19 protein-coding genes are annotated in these 15930 nt (G+C 39.9%); 5 read left to right on the forward strand and 14 right to left on the reverse strand.

Going from position 1 to position 15930, the window contains the following annotated elements; all coding sequences use genetic code 11:
* Positions 1-13 precede the first annotated feature (13 nt).
* From ACFSVN_RS08390 to uvrC, 4 genes are all read right to left on the reverse strand, one after another.
* Positions 14-811 (reverse strand): ParA family protein, encoded by a 798-nt coding sequence (locus tag ACFSVN_RS08390; protein ID WP_390300950.1) that lies wholly within the window; start codon positions 809-811, stop codon positions 14-16.
* Positions 812-951: 140 nt separating this feature from the next.
* Positions 952-1497, reverse strand: a complete 546-nt coding sequence (locus ACFSVN_RS08395) for an anti-sigma factor (protein WP_390300952.1) — start codon at positions 1495-1497, stop codon at positions 952-954.
* The gene (locus ACFSVN_RS08400; protein ID WP_390300954.1) at positions 1484-2125 is read right to left on the reverse strand and encodes an RNA polymerase sigma factor; all 642 of its coding nucleotides are present in this window, start codon (positions 2123-2125) and stop codon (positions 1484-1486) included. Before ACFSVN_RS08400 ends, ACFSVN_RS08395 begins: the two co-directional genes overlap by 14 nt.
* A 205-nt stretch (positions 2126-2330) precedes the next feature.
* Positions 2331-4172, reverse strand: a complete 1842-nt coding sequence (uvrC, locus tag ACFSVN_RS08405) for an excinuclease ABC subunit UvrC (RefSeq protein ID WP_390300956.1) — start codon at positions 4170-4172, stop codon at positions 2331-2333.
* 119 nt (positions 4173-4291) lie between these two features.
* Between uvrC and ACFSVN_RS08410 the strand changes: the two genes are divergently transcribed.
* Positions 4292-4981, forward strand: coding sequence for an RluA family pseudouridine synthase (locus ACFSVN_RS08410; protein WP_390300958.1), 690 nt, complete (start codon positions 4292-4294; stop codon positions 4979-4981).
* A 13-nt stretch (positions 4982-4994) separates the two neighbouring features.
* Here ACFSVN_RS08410 and ACFSVN_RS08415 read toward each other — a convergent pair whose 3' ends face one another.
* From ACFSVN_RS08415 to ACFSVN_RS08430, 4 genes are all read right to left on the reverse strand, one after another.
* Positions 4995-5918 carry a histidine kinase dimerization/phosphoacceptor domain -containing protein gene (locus ACFSVN_RS08415; RefSeq protein WP_390302324.1) on the reverse strand — a complete coding sequence of 308 codons (924 nt, stop codon included), beginning with the start codon at positions 5916-5918 and terminating at the stop codon, positions 4995-4997.
* Positions 5919-5927: 9 nt separating this feature from the next.
* Complete coding sequence (locus tag ACFSVN_RS08420) at positions 5928-6317, reverse strand: transglycosylase domain-containing protein (RefSeq protein ID WP_390300960.1); 390 nt, start codon at positions 6315-6317, stop codon at positions 5928-5930.
* 125 nt (positions 6318-6442) lie between these two features.
* The gene (gene rmuC, locus ACFSVN_RS08425) at positions 6443-7789 is read right to left on the reverse strand and encodes a DNA recombination protein RmuC (protein WP_390300962.1); all 1347 of its coding nucleotides are present in this window, start codon (positions 7787-7789) and stop codon (positions 6443-6445) included.
* Between the two features lie 149 nt (positions 7790-7938).
* Positions 7939-8637, reverse strand: coding sequence for an alpha/beta hydrolase (locus ACFSVN_RS08430; protein ID WP_390300964.1), 699 nt, complete (start codon positions 8635-8637; stop codon positions 7939-7941).
* A 186-nt stretch (positions 8638-8823) separates the two neighbouring features.
* Between ACFSVN_RS08430 and ACFSVN_RS08435 the strand changes: the two genes are divergently transcribed.
* Complete coding sequence (locus ACFSVN_RS08435; RefSeq protein WP_390300966.1) at positions 8824-9741, forward strand: hypothetical protein; 918 nt, start codon at positions 8824-8826, stop codon at positions 9739-9741.
* 61 nt (positions 9742-9802) lie between these two features.
* Entirely contained in the window at positions 9803-10738 is a 936-nt protein-coding gene (locus tag ACFSVN_RS08440; protein WP_390300968.1) for a Brp/Blh family beta-carotene 15,15'-dioxygenase, read from the forward strand.
* 69 nt (positions 10739-10807) lie between these two features.
* On the opposite strand, the gene ACFSVN_RS08445 is transcribed toward ACFSVN_RS08440, so the two are convergent.
* Complete coding sequence (locus ACFSVN_RS08445) at positions 10808-11602, reverse strand: bacteriorhodopsin-like (protein WP_390300970.1); 795 nt, start codon at positions 11600-11602, stop codon at positions 10808-10810.
* A gap of 152 nt (positions 11603-11754) precedes the next feature.
* Here ACFSVN_RS08445 and ACFSVN_RS08450 point away from each other — a divergent pair, with 152 nt between their 5' ends.
* Both ACFSVN_RS08450 and ACFSVN_RS08455 read left to right on the forward strand, forming a co-directional pair.
* Positions 11755-11928, forward strand: a complete 174-nt coding sequence (locus ACFSVN_RS08450) for a hypothetical protein (RefSeq protein WP_390300972.1) — start codon at positions 11755-11757, stop codon at positions 11926-11928.
* On the forward strand, positions 11921-12073 hold the full coding sequence (locus ACFSVN_RS08455; RefSeq protein ID WP_390300974.1) for a hypothetical protein: 153 nt from the start codon (positions 11921-11923) through the stop codon (positions 12071-12073). The genes ACFSVN_RS08450 and ACFSVN_RS08455 overlap by 8 nt, the downstream gene beginning before the upstream one ends.
* A 17-nt stretch (positions 12074-12090) precedes the next feature.
* On the opposite strand, the gene ACFSVN_RS08460 is transcribed toward ACFSVN_RS08455, so the two are convergent.
* The 5 genes from ACFSVN_RS08460 to ACFSVN_RS08480 all read right to left on the reverse strand — a co-directional run bounded on the left by ACFSVN_RS08460 (position 12091) and on the right by ACFSVN_RS08480 (position 15768).
* Positions 12091-12564, reverse strand: coding sequence for an EVE domain-containing protein (locus tag ACFSVN_RS08460; RefSeq protein ID WP_390300976.1), 474 nt, complete (start codon positions 12562-12564; stop codon positions 12091-12093).
* A gap of 89 nt (positions 12565-12653) precedes the next feature.
* Positions 12654-13658 (reverse strand): dTDP-glucose 4,6-dehydratase, encoded by a 1005-nt coding sequence (gene rfbB / locus ACFSVN_RS08465; protein ID WP_390300978.1) that lies wholly within the window; start codon positions 13656-13658, stop codon positions 12654-12656.
* Position 13659: 1 nt separating this feature from the next.
* The gene (gene rfbC, locus ACFSVN_RS08470; RefSeq protein ID WP_390300980.1) at positions 13660-14205 is read right to left on the reverse strand and encodes a dTDP-4-dehydrorhamnose 3,5-epimerase; all 546 of its coding nucleotides are present in this window, start codon (positions 14203-14205) and stop codon (positions 13660-13662) included.
* Positions 14202-15080: a dTDP-4-dehydrorhamnose reductase gene (gene rfbD / locus ACFSVN_RS08475; protein WP_390300982.1), complete on the reverse strand. Its 879-nt coding sequence runs from the start codon at positions 15078-15080 to the stop codon at positions 14202-14204. Before rfbD ends, rfbC begins: the two co-directional genes overlap by 4 nt.
* The gene (locus ACFSVN_RS08480) at positions 15067-15768 is read right to left on the reverse strand and encodes a sugar phosphate nucleotidyltransferase (RefSeq protein WP_390300984.1); all 702 of its coding nucleotides are present in this window, start codon (positions 15766-15768) and stop codon (positions 15067-15069) included. The genes rfbD and ACFSVN_RS08480 overlap by 14 nt, the downstream gene beginning before the upstream one ends.
* Between the last annotated feature and the right edge of the window lie 162 nt (positions 15769-15930).

The raw sequence follows: 15930 nt of genomic DNA on the forward strand, positions 1-15930 counted from the left end.
CTATTTATCTGTCTTAATCTGTAAGAACCGGGCTGTTCTTGAATAACTTTTTATTTCTCTTAATGATCTCCCGGGCAAGCGCAAGGTAATTTTTAGCACCAACACTTGTAGAATCGTATAAAAGTGCAGGTTTTCCAAAACTAGGGGCTTCAGCAAGACGGATGTTACGGGCTATAACTGCCTTAAACACCCGGTCATCAAAATAGCGCTTCACTTCGTCTGCGACTTGGTTAGATAGTCTTGTTCTGGTATCATACATAGTCAACAGAACGCCTTCAATATCTAAATCAGGATTGAGGTGTTGCCGTACGATCTTAATTGTGTTTAAAAGCTGACCTAAACCCTCCAATGCAAAATACTCGCACTGAACCGGTATCACAATTGAGTCTGAGGCCGTTAAAGCATTGATAGTCAACAAACCTAATGAAGGCGGACAATCAATAATGATGAAATCATATTTATCTCGTACACTTTCGATCGCTTTTTTTAAGATGCGTTCTCTTTCTTCACGATCTATCATCTCAATCTCAGCTCCTACCAAATTAATGTGAGCCGGTACCAGATCTAGAAAATCTAACTCCGTTTGACGGATGGTATCATCAATATCCGCACTACCGATCATCATTTCATACACTGAGCTAGACACTGTTTTAGAATCGATTCCAAGTCCACTTGTAGTGTTACTTTGAGGATCTATGTCTATTACCAAGGTAGGGTGTTCCACTGCTGCCAGACTAGCAGCTAAGTTAATTGCCGTAGTTGTTTTTCCTACTCCACCTTTCTGATTGGCAATTGAAATGACTTTTCCCATTAAAAACCTGCTTTAAGCTTGATATAGTTTTCTGATAAATTATAATATAAAGCGAGGTGCACTGCCATACAAAAATACTTATTCACATTAAGTACCAAAGTTTTCCACATTAATGATATAAAGCAATGTCTTGCAGGCGTTTAGTTTGATGACCCTGTGAGCAAAATACCATTGCCGGAGGAATTAGTTCCTGTGGGGTCATTAACTAACTGTAATTTCTCGTAGCTTCTGTCTAGATCTGCATCTAATGTGGAGGATTGCTCTTCTTGCTGGTCTGCTGAGAACCGGAGGATCTCATTTCGGTCAACCCAGGGTTCTACAGTTTCAGCCCCTGTAGATTGAGGGGGCTGAGAACTTGAATAGTCTGAATAATACATATATCCACCGGTGAAAGCACCTAAAAGAATAGCCGCTGCTATACCCCTTTTCATAAAAAATATAATGTTTGCTGTCCCCGAACTTCTTCTTGACTGAGTCTCTTTAGCGTTTTCAATAATAGTGGCAGTCAAATCAGCCGATGGTGTTTTATGCGGGAGACCTGAAAGTTTATTATTTGTGGCTCTCAAGCTTTCAACTTCGATCAGTAGATCTCCGTCTTCCCGCATTTGCTTTTCAAACTCGATCTCTTCAGAAGGATCCATTTCCTTCATTAGATAACGAATAGCCTTATTTTCATCCGTGTGCATGTTTTTGCTCTTCTTCTCGTTCTTCCTCAAAATACTTTCTTAAGTTTATGAGTGCATATCGCATACGCCCTAAAGCGGTGTTGATGGATACATCGGTAAGTTCTGCAATTTCTTTAAATGGCATTTCATAATAATGTCTAAGCAAAACGACCGAGCGCTGTTCTTCAGGAAGTTTGGCAATGTGTTTCATTAGGCTTGAACGAGTTTCGGCTTCAACAATCTGCTCGTCAGCATCCACAACACTGTCATCTTCCATTCGATCGAAATAATCGGTTGAAGAATCTTCGTCACTCCATCCACTAACGTCAATATATCGTTTTTGTTTTCTTAAATAATCAATGGTTGCATTATGTGCAATACGCATAACCCAGGCGATCCATTTTCCCTGTTCATTGTACGTATCATCCATTTTTGTAATTACCTTGGTGAAGGTAGTTTGAAAAAGGTCATTAGCAATTTCAGGATTCATTACCATGCTGTAAATATAAGAATAGATCTTTTGCTGATGACGGTTCATCAATTCATTAAAAGCAGATTCATCCGCATTCTTGCGGAAGATTTTTACAAGCTCTCTGTCTTTGAGGCTTTTGTAATTAGGTTTTTCTACGTGTCTCTTAATCAATTTCATAATATTCACCCTAAATTTGGGATTCTGCTCCAAATAATCAAACTAAAACAGATACTTTATGTTTCAATAACTTTCAGATTATTAAGAACGTTTCAGATGGTGCTCATTTTTACTTTACCATCTGACACTATTGTACTATTGCTGACACGGTATTCATATAACATGTTAATGTGAGCAGTTTTGTACTTCTTTGGGTGATGACGACCTATCCTTCAAAATAGTTGTATACCTTTTCTCCCACAGACTTCCCCGCTACAGCCTGTATTTCTTCTTTTTTGGCTGCTTTTATTTTCTTTACTGATCCAAATTCTATGAGTAGCTTCTTAGCTGTCTTCTCTCCCACTCCATTTATATCAAGCAGCTCCGTTTTTACTGTTCGAGTGCTCCTTTTTTGGCGGTGAAAAGTTATGGCAAATCGGTGAGCTTCGTCCCGCGCCTGTTGTAGCAATTTGAGTGCCGATGATTTCTTGGGGATCATGATCGGGTCTGACATTCCTGGCAAAAATACTTCTTCAAGTCTTTTAGCTAAACCGATGACCTCACATTCTCCATAAAAATCGATTTCCTTAAGAGCCTCTACTGCTGAGCTCAACTGACCTTTTCCGCCATCTACAATAATAAGATCAGGTATCTGAGTCCCTTCCTTCATTACCCGGGAATATCGGCGTGCTAAGACCTCCTTCATAGAAGCAAAATCATCCGGACCTTCTACTGTTTTTATATTGAACCGCTTGTACTCACTCTTTCTTGGTTTGGCATCCACAAAACAGACCATAGATGCCACAGGGTCGGTTCCTTGAAGATTCGAGTTATCAAAACACTCAATTCTCCTCGGAAGGCGATCAAGTTTTAGATGTTCTTTCAATTCCTTTACTGCATGAGGAATTCGGTCTCGTTCGGCTTTTGCTTTTTCAAGTGCACGTTCATTCAGATGTAGTTTAGCATTCGCCTGTGCCATTTTAATGAGTTGCTTTTTCTCCCCGATCTGAGGGACATGCACCGGTACGATCTTTCCTCTCTCCTGTTGTAAATACTGTTCCAGAGGTTCTGTTTCGGGTAACTCATGACTCAAATATACTTCATCGGGAATAGCCGCCATGTACTGACCGGTATAATAATCTTCTACAAAAGATTGTAACATCTCACCCATTTCCAGTCCTTCAATATTTTTCAGGAATCGATGAAACTTTCCAATCATCTTCCCTTCCCTCACTTTAAATAGTACACCGCATGCCTCGCCAATTTCTTCGTCTTTTCTGATAGCAAACACATCACGGTCCACTTTTTTAGAAACCACCATTTTCATCTTCTGGCTGTAATGCTGAACAGCTTCAAGGCTATCACGAAGCTGGGCGGCCTCCTCAAATACCAAAGCATCCGAAGCGATCTGCATTTCCTCTTTAAGCTCACGGATCAACTGGTCGGTCTTACCATTCAACATCCGGTCCACTTTTTTGACCGTAGCCTGGTAAACTTCATTATCCCAATCACCGGAACAATTTTCCAGATAGTCATCAAAGCAGGAATGCCATTTTGGTACACCCCGGGTTTTATCAATGGTTTTTTGGGAAACAGCACATGTACAAAGCCCAAATGCTTTCCGGATAGTCTCCAGCATCCTCTTCATAGCTCCCACACTGTCATAAGGACCATAGTATTTACTTCCGTCTTTCACCACAGTCCGGGTTGGAAATACCCTTGGCTTGGTCTCATCGGTGATGCAGATATATGGATAGGACTTATCATCCCGATACATGATATTATACCGAGGCTGATATTGTTTAATGAGATTGTTCTCCAGAATAAGTGCCTCAGCCTCTGAATCAGTTACAAATACTTCCAGGTCATCTATTTTTGAAACCATGGTTTTGATACGCCCGTCAGTAGGACGAGAATCCTGAAAGTATGACCGAACACGATTTCTAAGCCGTTTTGCCTTACCTACATACAATACAGATTCATTGGCATCTCTGTAAATATACACGCCCGGTGAGGTGGGTAAATTTGCGACTTTCTCTGAGAGTTTTACTTGTCCTTCGTTACTCATGCCTTAAAGATAACAGAATTCAGTTGCTGATTGCACTGGTTTATTGAAATTTTGACCTCACCTTATTCAAATTAATTTTTACTCCATTATTGGTTTATAGAATTCATAATTTTGATCATATGGATACAACTAAAACAACTCCCAACATTCCTATCATCTACGAAGACAATCATCTTTTGGTGATCGATAAACCAGCGGGATTGCTTTCGCAGGAAGATCATACCGGCGACCCTGATGTACTAAACCTTTGTAAGCAATACATCAAGAAGAAATATAATAAGCCCGGTGATGTTTTTTTAGGATTGGTTCACCGTCTGGATCGTCCGGTAAGCGGAGTAATGGTATTGGCAAGAACTTCAAAAGCAGCTTCCCGGCTTTCCTACCAAATTCGAAAACGAACCATTAACAAAACCTACTGGGCACTTGTTGAAGGACAGGCACCGGTATTCGGAGAGTATGTTCATTTTCTCAAAAAGGATAACAGGACCAATGTTGTAAAGGCGTACAAATCACCTAAGGGTGATGCAAAAGAATCCCGATTGAAGTTTATCAGCATAAAGCAGAGTGCCAAATTCAGTGTAATTGAAGTAGATCTGATCACCGGCCGACCTCACCAAATTCGAGTGCAATTTTCCAAGGAAGGACATCCTTTGTGGGGAGATCATAAATACGGAAATCCTAAAAAAGGAGATCAGGATATCGCATTAAGGTCAGTAAAAATGGAGCTTGAACATCCTACTAAAAAAGAACTCATGATATTTAAAGCTCCAAAACCTACCGGTCGTCCCTGGAACATGTTTGAATACTGATCACTGTTTAGAACTACACTGCAATGTGGAGATTTGATCCTGATCTAGCCGTTTTATTTGAGAACCTAAGCTCATAATGGGTACCTTTTTCTGAGGAGATATTAATGTCTGCGTCAATCTGTTCTGAGTAAGAAACAACTAAAGTAGTTCCCAAAGTAGGGCTTTCTTCTAATATGAAATCATCAGGAAGACCGATGCCGTCATCTTCTATGCTAAGGTAGATCTGATCTCCTCTCAGTTTAAAACGAACCCAAACATTTCCATGATTTTTCCCCTCAAATGCAAATGTGTATGCATTGGAAACCAGTTCGTTGATGATCAATGCCAAAGGAACAGCCTGATTCAAATTCATATAAATGGATTCAGAACAAACGTGAAGTTTTATATTCTTTTCAGGAGGACAGAGTTTATCCTTCAGAACAATCAGCATTTCATTTAAGTAATGCTCAAAATCGATCCCTGTAAAATCTTTGGCTTTATACAATTCTTCATGTATAAGCGCCATCGACTTCACACGCATATAGTTTGAAAGTAATACGGACTTAGTCTCTTCATCTTCTGAGATCAACTCCTGTAGCTGAAGGAATCCGGATATCACTGCCAGATTATTTTTTACACAGTGATGAACTTCTTGCAGTAGTACCTCCTTTTCATGGATCAGATTTTTTAAACTGGATTGATATTCTACCTGCTCAGCTACCGATTGTCCCGTTCCAAGAAAATACTTCTTTCCACTATTCTCGAATGCAATTGCATGATATAAATAAGGTTCTTTTGAACCGTCTTTCATCACCAGATCAGCCTGAATAGAACCTTCAAATCCATTCATTGTTCTTCTTACGTATTCGCTGACTCTTTGTATATCCTCACCTTCAAAGAAGTCTGCAGGACTCAGATCTATGAGTTCTTCATCCGTCCTTCCCGTGGTTTCAACTATATTCTTATTTCATCTTATGAAATTCATTTCCTCATCAAACATATAAAAATGACTTGGAAGTGCATTGATAATGGTATCGCTTAGCTTTTTTTCTTCTATGGCCTCTTCAATGGCTGCCAAATCAAGTCCCCAATGCTCATAGAATCGCTGATCTTCGGAAGCGACCAGTGCCAATTTCAAGTGATCCGGAATCTGTTCAGCCCGAATCCAGAATTCTCTCAGGTTATATCTTTCTTTTTCTAACTCCTCCCAGTTTTCTTGAATGGTAAAAGCCGTAAATGGCGGGTTCACCCATCGAAGGATCATGAGCAAAAGACAAAACCAAAACGTCCAGCCGAGTAATACCCCTCCGGCAATCTGTCCATATTTTTTCCAGGGAAATGAAGTTTGCTCTTCCATAGACCAAAGGTATTAAATTTTGAAAGAGATACTGACTTAGGAGAATTTTGTTTCTTTTTATGAACGGAATCTTATGAAATTTAAGCCTATGTATTAGGCTTATGCTATTTGAAGGGTCATTTAATTTATTCAGACTCCGAATTTTCGTCCAACATTTCATCCTCAAATTCATCTACCATTCCATCCGGTAGCTGTTTAGAAGTTTTAGCCCCAAGTTTACGGATCATCTCAGCCTGGCGGACCAGATTACCGGCTCCGGTTGAAAGTCGGCCCATCGCCTCATCATAGCTATCCTGCGTTTGTCGGATACGCTGCCCAATATCGTTCATACTTTCCACGAAAAGCACGAATTTATCGTACAGTGCCCCTCCACGTTTAGCAATCTCCATCGCATTCTTATTCTGATATTCCTGTTTCCACACACTGTCGATGGTAGCAAGAGTGGCCAGCAGTGTAGAAGGACTAACGATCACGATGTTCTGATCGAAGGCCTCGTAGTACAAATTAGAATCATATTGTAGCGCAGAACTGAATGCAGGCTCAATAGGAATGAAGAGAAGAACGAAATCCGGGCTTTTTGAACCATGGATCTGTTCATAATTTTTCCCGCTCAGACCTTTAACATGGGCACGAATGGAATTCACATGCTCTTTAAGGAATTGCTGTTGTTCACCTTCATCTTCAGCCGAACTAAATTTCTCATACGCCTTCAACGAAACCTTCGAATCGATCACCATAAATTTCTCATCCGGCAAATACACAACCACATCGGGTTTGTTGTGCCCCATACCGTCTTCCTTGGAAAAACCTTTCTGAGTTTCATATTCCCTTCCTTTTGTCAAACCGGAACGTTCCAGGATTCTCTCTAAGATCACTTCCCCCCAATCACCGACCGCCTTGTTATCTCCTTTCAGTGCTTTGGTTAAATTCTTGGCATCCTCACTCATGGTTTTATTGAGCTCCATCAAATGCTTCAGTTCTTGTTTGAGGGAACCTCGAGCTTCTACTTCGTCTTTATGAGTCTCTTCGACTTTCTTCTTAAAGGCCTCAAGCTTTTCTCCCAAAGGATTCAGCAACTGATCGATCTGCTCCTTGTTCTGTTTGGTAAATTTTTCGGATTTTTCTTCCAGGATCTTATTTGCAAGGTTCTCAAATTGAGTAGTAAGCTGCTCCTGCATTTCGGCCAGCTCTTTCTTCTGTTCATTGAGCCGCTCCTGCAAGTTTCTGTAATCTGCCTCACGAGAAGCCAACTTCTTATCCAGCTCGTTACCTCGCTCTCTTTCCTGTGATAGCTCCTGCTCGCTTTTTTGCTGAAGCTGATCGTATTCAGTTTCAACTTCCTCCAGCTGATCCTTAAGATTCTGATTTCGCTCTTCCAGCCGTGAGCTTTCGGATTTGGATTTGAAATGAGCAATAATATAACCGGCAATAGCCCCGATAATAATTCCGGTTACAATTGAAATGGTATTCATAGGTTATTCTTTTTGATTTCTATTCGATTATAGATCAAATATAAATGCCACAGGTGACACTTATTGTCATCTACTAAAGAAATTGTTTTACAGCAGGTTCATGAAACTTAAACAATGCCGGCTATAGTGATCTGTTAAAATCTACTTAGCTATCTGAACAATTTCTCTAAGCCTTGAATCAACTCCTGATTCCTGTAGATCCATCCATGCCGCTGGCCTTCGATTACTTTATAGGTATCGCCTTCTTTGAGGTATTCAGTGAGTTTAAGTGATCGTTTAATCGGCAATACTTCATCCGCTCCGGCATAAAAAATATGAACAGGTTCTTCAATTTCACGGAGAGCAACATTAGTTCTAAGCTGGTATTGCATCAGGAAATCAGGAAGAAACGGGAACTGAGAGTCTTTGACATCGACCAGACTGTAGAAGGGGGTCCACAAGATCAACATTTTGGGGTCGTGCTCTTTGGCTACCTGAGATGCAACTCCTGAACCAAGAGAATATCCCACAATGGCAATATTCTCTTCTCCATACTCCTCTGCCATTTCCTCAAACACATGGCTTATATCGCCAACAAGATCTTTTTCATTATCCATATTCCACCTGCTTTTTCCGTAAATCCGATAATCAGGATAGATCATATCGTAGCCGTTATTCAGGAAAAGCGTGTATTTATCTGAATTTGTTCGATTGGCTCCTCGGTTCCCATGCAGAGACATCACTAAGCCTTTGACTGAATCAGCATCGGTATAAGCGTGAATGGCATGAATTCGGACATCCGGTTCCGGCTCAAACCAGCGCTCCTCAAATTCGAAGCTGTAGTCGTAGCGGGCATCTTTATCAAGCATCCTAGGACTAAAGATGATTGATTCCTGTATTAAATAAAAATAACCACAAACGGCGAGGTAACAGAGTAATAACAAGGCCCCTGCGCTTATAAATGAGTTCTTAAATGTTCTCATGATCTTAATAAATATTTACAAACGTGTGCTGAAAGGTATGAACTGAACAAAGTAAATTATGGTTACTAATGCATGTTCTCTAAAAAGCTTTTCCTTTTATTTTTTGAAAAATTCTTCAATGAAGATATCAAACATACCATTGAAGTTGCCACTCTTTATGTTGCAACTTTAGGATTTATAGTCCATTTGGTTCTTGTATTTTTTAACATGGCTGATATTATTGAAGTTCATGCTCAGGTTGAGGGTTTGCTGGCCAATCCCATTGCCGCTATTTACACCCCCTTTTCCTTTATCCTGTTCTACGAAGTGTATTTATTGATCTATTATTTACCTCGTTCATTCTCCGTATCAATAGCCAAACAGTACGAGATAGTTTCTTTGATACTCATTCGTAAGATCTTTAAAGATATTTCAAATCTCGATTTAGAGGATGTTGATCTTTTTGCTTCCGAAAATCTCACTTTATTCTACGACATAACTGGTTTTCTCATTCTGTTCTTTCTGATCTTCCTATTTCGTTATCTGCTGGTAAGCCGAAAAAACCATACAGTAACTGCTAATATCGAAGGGTTTATTCTTTATAAAAAGATTCTCTGTATTCTTTTGGTTCCTTTGTTTCTTTTTCTTTCCATTTATAGTTTCAGCCACTGGGTCATTGAATTGAACCAGTTAAGTTTAGGTGTAGTAACTACCATTAGGGATTTCAACAATATTTTCTACCATGAATTCTTCCTGGCTTTGGTCATTGTGGATGTTCTGATCCTGATCGCTTCTTTCCGATACACGGATCGTTACAGCCTGCTTATCCGAAACACCGGATTTGTTGTAACCACCGTATTGATCCGGGTTTCATTTTCAGCTGACGGGCTGGCTAGTATCCTGTTACTTATATCCGGCGTGGCTTTTGGTGTCTTGGTACTGTACCTATATTCTCTCTACGACAAAATAGACAAAGGAGAAAGTACCAGAGAAAGTTATGCCTACCTGTAGCCGTGGAACTGATCTTTTACTGTTAAGTTTTTCTTGAAACTCAATTTTAAGCTGATAAAATTTGAACAAAACACACACTTCACACATTATTTATCAGGTACTGGCAGGGGCAGCTGCCTTATTGTTGAATTTATTGTTTCCTGACTTCATTCATGAGGTCAGGTTTTGGGTCTTAGCTATTGTGATCATCGTAATAGGGATGCCACACGGAGCTTTGGATCATGTGATAGCTTTTAAGGCATTCAGGCGAGCAAAGAATACCAGAAATCAGCTCATATTTTACATATCATACCTGAGCATAATGGCTATATATGGAGTACTTTGGTTCCTCTCTCCGCTGACAGGACTTATCCTTTTTCTGTTGATGACCCTCTATCACTTTGGACAAGCTGATGCAGAACGTTTTTCTTTAGAAGGGTTTGCAAAACACATTCTGCTTTATTCCCGTGGCTTAACCATAGTCGGCTTAATTCTGTTTGGTAGTGACCCCTTTTATTCCTCAGTGGTAATTGAAGAAGTAACGGGATTTTCTTTTTCGGACCAGCTTTTTGGAGTTATGGAACCCTATATTTTTACGCTGACATTTGCCCTCACTTATCCAGTCATGTTTCTATTGGTCAGTTTATTAAAAAGCCCCGAATTACTTAGGTCCTGGTTTACAGCAGATGCACTTGTTGTGTCACTGCTATTTTCATTTGGTGAGCCTATTTTTGTATTCTCTGTCTATTTTGGTTGCTGGCACGCCTTCAATCATACTAAAACCATGCTAAACTACCTGAATAAATTTGGTATGAATGTCTCTTTCAAATGGTTCTATAAGAATACCTTTCTTTACTCCGTATTGTCTTATGCAGGCCTGATTGTTCTTTATTTTGCCCTACAGGCGTTTGGAAATGCTGACTTGCTTGTTGCTCTTTTATTTATTCTGATCAGCGTATTAACCCTGCCCCATATGTTTGTAGTTGAAAAGATGTACGGCAATTTCAACCCGGAATAATAAAGCGCATAAAAAAACCCTGCCTTTTACCAACAGGGTTTTTATTGCTCTCTTCATGAATAGACTGGTTTAAGCACTTACAGCGCTTTGACCAACTTCATATCCTTCAGCTTCAGATTTTGCTCTTGCTATGGCATAGATCATCACGCCGTATCCGGCTTTCGCCAACACGTCGGCTATTGAGTAGCCTACTTGTATTGCGATTTCTGATTCTGCTCCCGTCCAGCCAAAAAATGGAGCCATATATACGATAGGATAAAATCCCCATGTGGCTAATAGCAATAGTCGGATATTTCTGAAAAGTACTTGAACCTGTCCTGATTGTCCTTCCATTGCAGTTCCAAGTTCAACCCATAATATATATACGATGTAGATGAATGGAATTGTACTCAACAAGCCCCAAAGTCCACGCATTGAAAACATGGAATCAGCCATTAAAATCTCTCCGGGATACCCTAATAGAATCATCAAAAATGCGGCTATTACCAGCTTTGTAAGCATGCTGCTTTGTTTGTCTTTTGCAAGACCGATTACCAATACCAGCTCAACGACCAAAAGAGGAACTGTCAAAAGCCAGTCAATATATCTGTAAGCATCATTGAATGGTTTACCTGATGCAATATAGTTTCCTGCGTCAGTTATCATATATGCCGCTTCCCAGGAATTGAATATTCTTAGATAGTGATACGCTGCAATACCTACTACAAGCGTTGATACCACTAAAGAAATTCTGTACTTGGGGGCTACTCTGTCTCGGGCCAATACAAAAAACAGGCCTGAAAAGATCATCGCTGCGATAGCGAAAGACAACATATTGTATACTAAGGTATACTCACCGAATGTTAAGGTTGGTTGTTCCAACATAGCGTCTCCGTTATAGTTTAAATTAACTACAACAAAACTTTTAATCTAATATGAAAGTTCCCTTTCTCGTTTTTTTGCTCAAAGGAATGTTAAGGGTAAGATTTACATTAACTCTAACAGAACATTTAAACTATCAAATAGACTTTATAATTATGAAAAAATCTGATCTTTTTATTTTAGGTTCAGCTCTTCTGTCTATGTTTCTTTCCATTTATTTATGGTTTGCTGTGGATAAGGAAGCAGGACTTTTCGTCGGGCTCTGGGTTCCCTCCCTCCTTGGATTCGGAGTGTATATCAAAAATATGTACGGAGGCTACAATGGGTGATCCGTTTATTTTATTTGCCGGAATTGTTGCTACTGTACTTTTTCTTGTTGGATATGGCTTAACCATCAAGGAGATGAGAGAACTGGAAGATGAACGTGTCACAGATTCCTTTCCAGAGGAAAGTAACGCTGAGATCAAAAAATAATCTCAGCAGGAAAAAGCTTATTTAATATCAGCCCCGGCCATTTCATGTATCTTTTTCCATTCACTTTCCCGAACCGGAGTAATTGAATAGCGTCCCAGTCGGAATAATTCCATATCGTCAAGAGCTGCTTCTTCTTTCATGGCATCACGGGTAACTGAAGTCTCAAACTTCTGAACAAACTTTACATCCACTAATTGCCAGCGAGGTTCGCTTTCAGAGCTTTTCTTATCAAAATATTTTGAATTGGGATCAAACTGAAGCGGATCTGGATATGGCTCACTGCAAACTTCCATTGTTCCAACAATCACGGGCGTTGAGATGTTGGAATGATAGAACAGAACTCCATCTCCCACATTCATTTCATCACGCATAAAATTTCGGGCACCATAATTTCTGACTCCCGTCCATGGGGTTTCCCCATCTTCCTTGAGGTCATCAATACTATAATCTTCCGGTTCTGATTTCATTAGCCAATATTTTTTCTCAGCCATAATCTCGATTGGTTCTCTTTTATTAATGTTAAATTTTGAATATTAAATGCTAAATGTTCAAAAAATCACATTTAGCATTTAATATTCATTCACATAGAATTATACGTATTTACATACCACAAAATTGTTTGGCGAAGCATTCCGTCAAAATCCTGAGAAGCTTCCCAGCCAAGCTCTTCCTTTATCTTTGAGGCGTCAATGGCATAGCGGAAATCGTGTCCCAGTCGGTCTTCCACAAAAGTTATCAGGTTCTTGTAATCCCCATCAGGACCTTTTCCAACTTCTTCATTTAGGATGTCACAGATCTTGCGAACCAATTCAATATTCTTCCATTCATTATTTCCACCGATCACATAAGTTTCTCCGGCCTTACCGGTTTGAAAGGCTACATCAAGAGCATCACAGTGATTATGTACAAATAACCAGTCTCGCACGTTTTCTCCTCTCCCGTAAACAGGAATTTCATTATGCTGAATGGCATTCCGGATGACTACAGGAATCAATTTTTCATCATGTTGATGCGGACCGTAATTATTTGAGCAATTCGTGGTCACGACGTTCATACCATAAGTTTGATAGTATGAACGAATGATAAAATCACTGCCGGCTTTAGAGGCTGAATAGGGAGAATTCGGTGCATAAGGAGTCTCTTCATTAAAGAAGCCATCTCCCTCCAGTTCACCATATACTTCATCGGTTGAAACATGCAGAAATCTATTGTTCTTCCAGTCGTCTTCATCTTCCTTCCACAGCAACCTGCACTGTTCCAAAATATTGAACGTACCTACAATATTCGATTGAATAAATGGCTCCGGACCCTGTATGGAATTATCCACGTGAGATTCAGCTGCCAGGTGAAAAACTCCCTGTGGTTTGAATGTCTTTACCACATCCTTGACCTCATCCCTGTTCACCAGATCCACTTTTTTAAAATAATATCTTCCCGAATCTTTGATGGATTTTAGGTGTGAGTGATCCGAAGCATACGTCAATTTATCCAGGTTGAAAATCTCCCAATCAGGATGTTGTTCGTAAAGTCTTAGAATAAGATTAGAGCCTATAAATCCGGCTCCCCCTGTTACAATGATACGCATATTAAAATAGATCTTCTTCTTTGATAGATGAAAATAATGGTAGTTTGCGGTCTTTTTCAGAGAGGATCGGGCGACTTACATCCCAATTTATTCTTATGATCGGATCATCCCAGCGTACACCGCGTTCCCGTTCCGCATTGTAGTAGTCCGAACATTTGTAGGCTACAATGGCCTCATCTGAAAGTACTGAAAATCCGTGAGCAAAGCCTTTAGGTATATACAGCATTCTCTTGCTTACATCCGACAATTTTATTGCTACATAATTCCCAAATGAAGGAGAATCCTGCCTAAGGTCTACAGCAACATCAAGAATCGAGCCTCTGAGGCATTGCACGAGCTTTGCTTGCGGATTTTGAATTTGATAATGCAAACCCCGAATCGCATTTCGGTATGACTTTGAAACATTGTCCTGAATAAACTCATCTTCAATCCCGGCCTCAGCCAAAACAGATTTGCGATAGGCTTCAAAAAAATATCCCCGGTCATCTTCAAACACTCGGGGTTCAATGATCTTAACCGCAGGTATACGGGTTTCTGAAATTTTCATACTCTCAATTCTGCTAACAAGTTCTTTAATCCTTCTTTCCAGTCAATTAGTTTAATGCCGGTGATGTTACTAATTTTTTGGGTATTTAATAAAGAGAATGCCGGGCGTTTAGCTTTGGCAGGGAATTCAGAACTGCTAACCGGTTTCAAATTTACCTGTATTTCCATTTGCTCAAATATCTCTTTGGCGAAATCATACCAGCTTATCTTTCCTTCTGAACAAATGTGATATGTTCCCAGTTTATTTTCTGCTACTAATTTCCAGCAGTTTTGAACAACGTTGTGGGCAAAAGAAGGACATCCAAGCTGATCGTTTATGACGTTCAGTTCCTCTCTTTCTCTCCCCATTTTCAGCATTTTTTTCACAAAATTACTCCCATGCTTTCCACAAAGCCAGGCCACCCGTATTATTATAAATTCGCAACCGGATTCCCTAATCGCCTGTTCACCGGCTAATTTACTTTCACCATAGGTATTGACCGGATCTGTGGAGTGATCTTCCGAATATCCCTGAGGATAATTCTGCAGGTCTTCTTTTGTCCCGGGGAATACATAATCAGTAGAAAAGTGAACCAGTTTTATATTATTCGAGGCACAGTAGTCTGCAAGATTCTTAACACCTTCGCTGTTAACAGCAAAAGCCTTTTCAGGTTCTTCCTCAGCCTGATCAACTTTTGTATATCCAGCACAGTTGATAATAAGGTCAGGCTTTAAATTCCCCATTACGCGCCGGGTATCGGCATGATCAGTAAGATCGAAGTCTGAAGAAGGCAGTGCAATAAACTCAACTTCCTGACGATTCAGGTAGCTGACCCATTCACTTCCAAGCTGTCCGTTTCCTCCCGTAACCAAGACCCGCATATTAACTCCGCACAAGCTCGTTTGCTATTTGATAAGATTCCGGAGTTCCGGCATCGGTCCACCACCCTTCCATTACTGAACTTTTCATTTCTCCTTTCTTGATGTAGAAATTGTTTACATCAGTTATCTCTAATTCACCCCGTCCGGAAGGTTGCAGGGTTTTAATACATTCATATACTTTTGAATCATAAAAATAGATCCCCGTTACAGCATAACTTGATTTGGGGTTTTCAGGTTTTTCTTCAATCGACTTCACATCCTCGCCATCCAATTCAGCAACACCATAGCGTTTTGGGTCCGGAACTTCTTTGATAAGGATCTGGGCTCCGGTTCCGTCATAATTTTCCATCGCTTTTTTAAGAGAAGATTCAAAGATATTATCTCCAAGTATCACCACTACAGGTTCATTACCTGCGAAGTTTTCGGCAAGACCCAAAGCCTGAGCTATACCACCCGCTTCATCCTGAACTTTGTAGGTAAAACGGCATCCAAAATCCTTACCTGAACCCAGTAAATTTACCACATCTCCCATGTGATCTGTTCCTGTCACTATCAGGATCTCTTCAATGCCAACTTCGGTCAATTTTTCGATCGGATGATAGATCATAGGTTTATTTCCAATCGGAAGGAGATGTTTATTCGTAACCTTTGTTAAGGGAAATAACCGAGAGCCGGTTCCGCCTGCTAATATGATACCTTTCATAGAAATTTTTTATTCAATTGCTCAGTTTTACTCAAAATAAGAAAAGTTAATTTACATCTTCGAATCATTGTTAGAGTCTGTTAATTAATAATTATTAACTGCTCAATAACTTAAGTAAAGCATATTTTAAACAACAATGGTTTTGCAGAGAATTTTAGGACA

The organism is Gracilimonas halophila (assembly GCF_042684365.1).
Taxonomy (GTDB): Bacteria; Bacteroidota; Rhodothermia; order Balneolales; family Balneolaceae; genus Gracilimonas; species Gracilimonas halophila.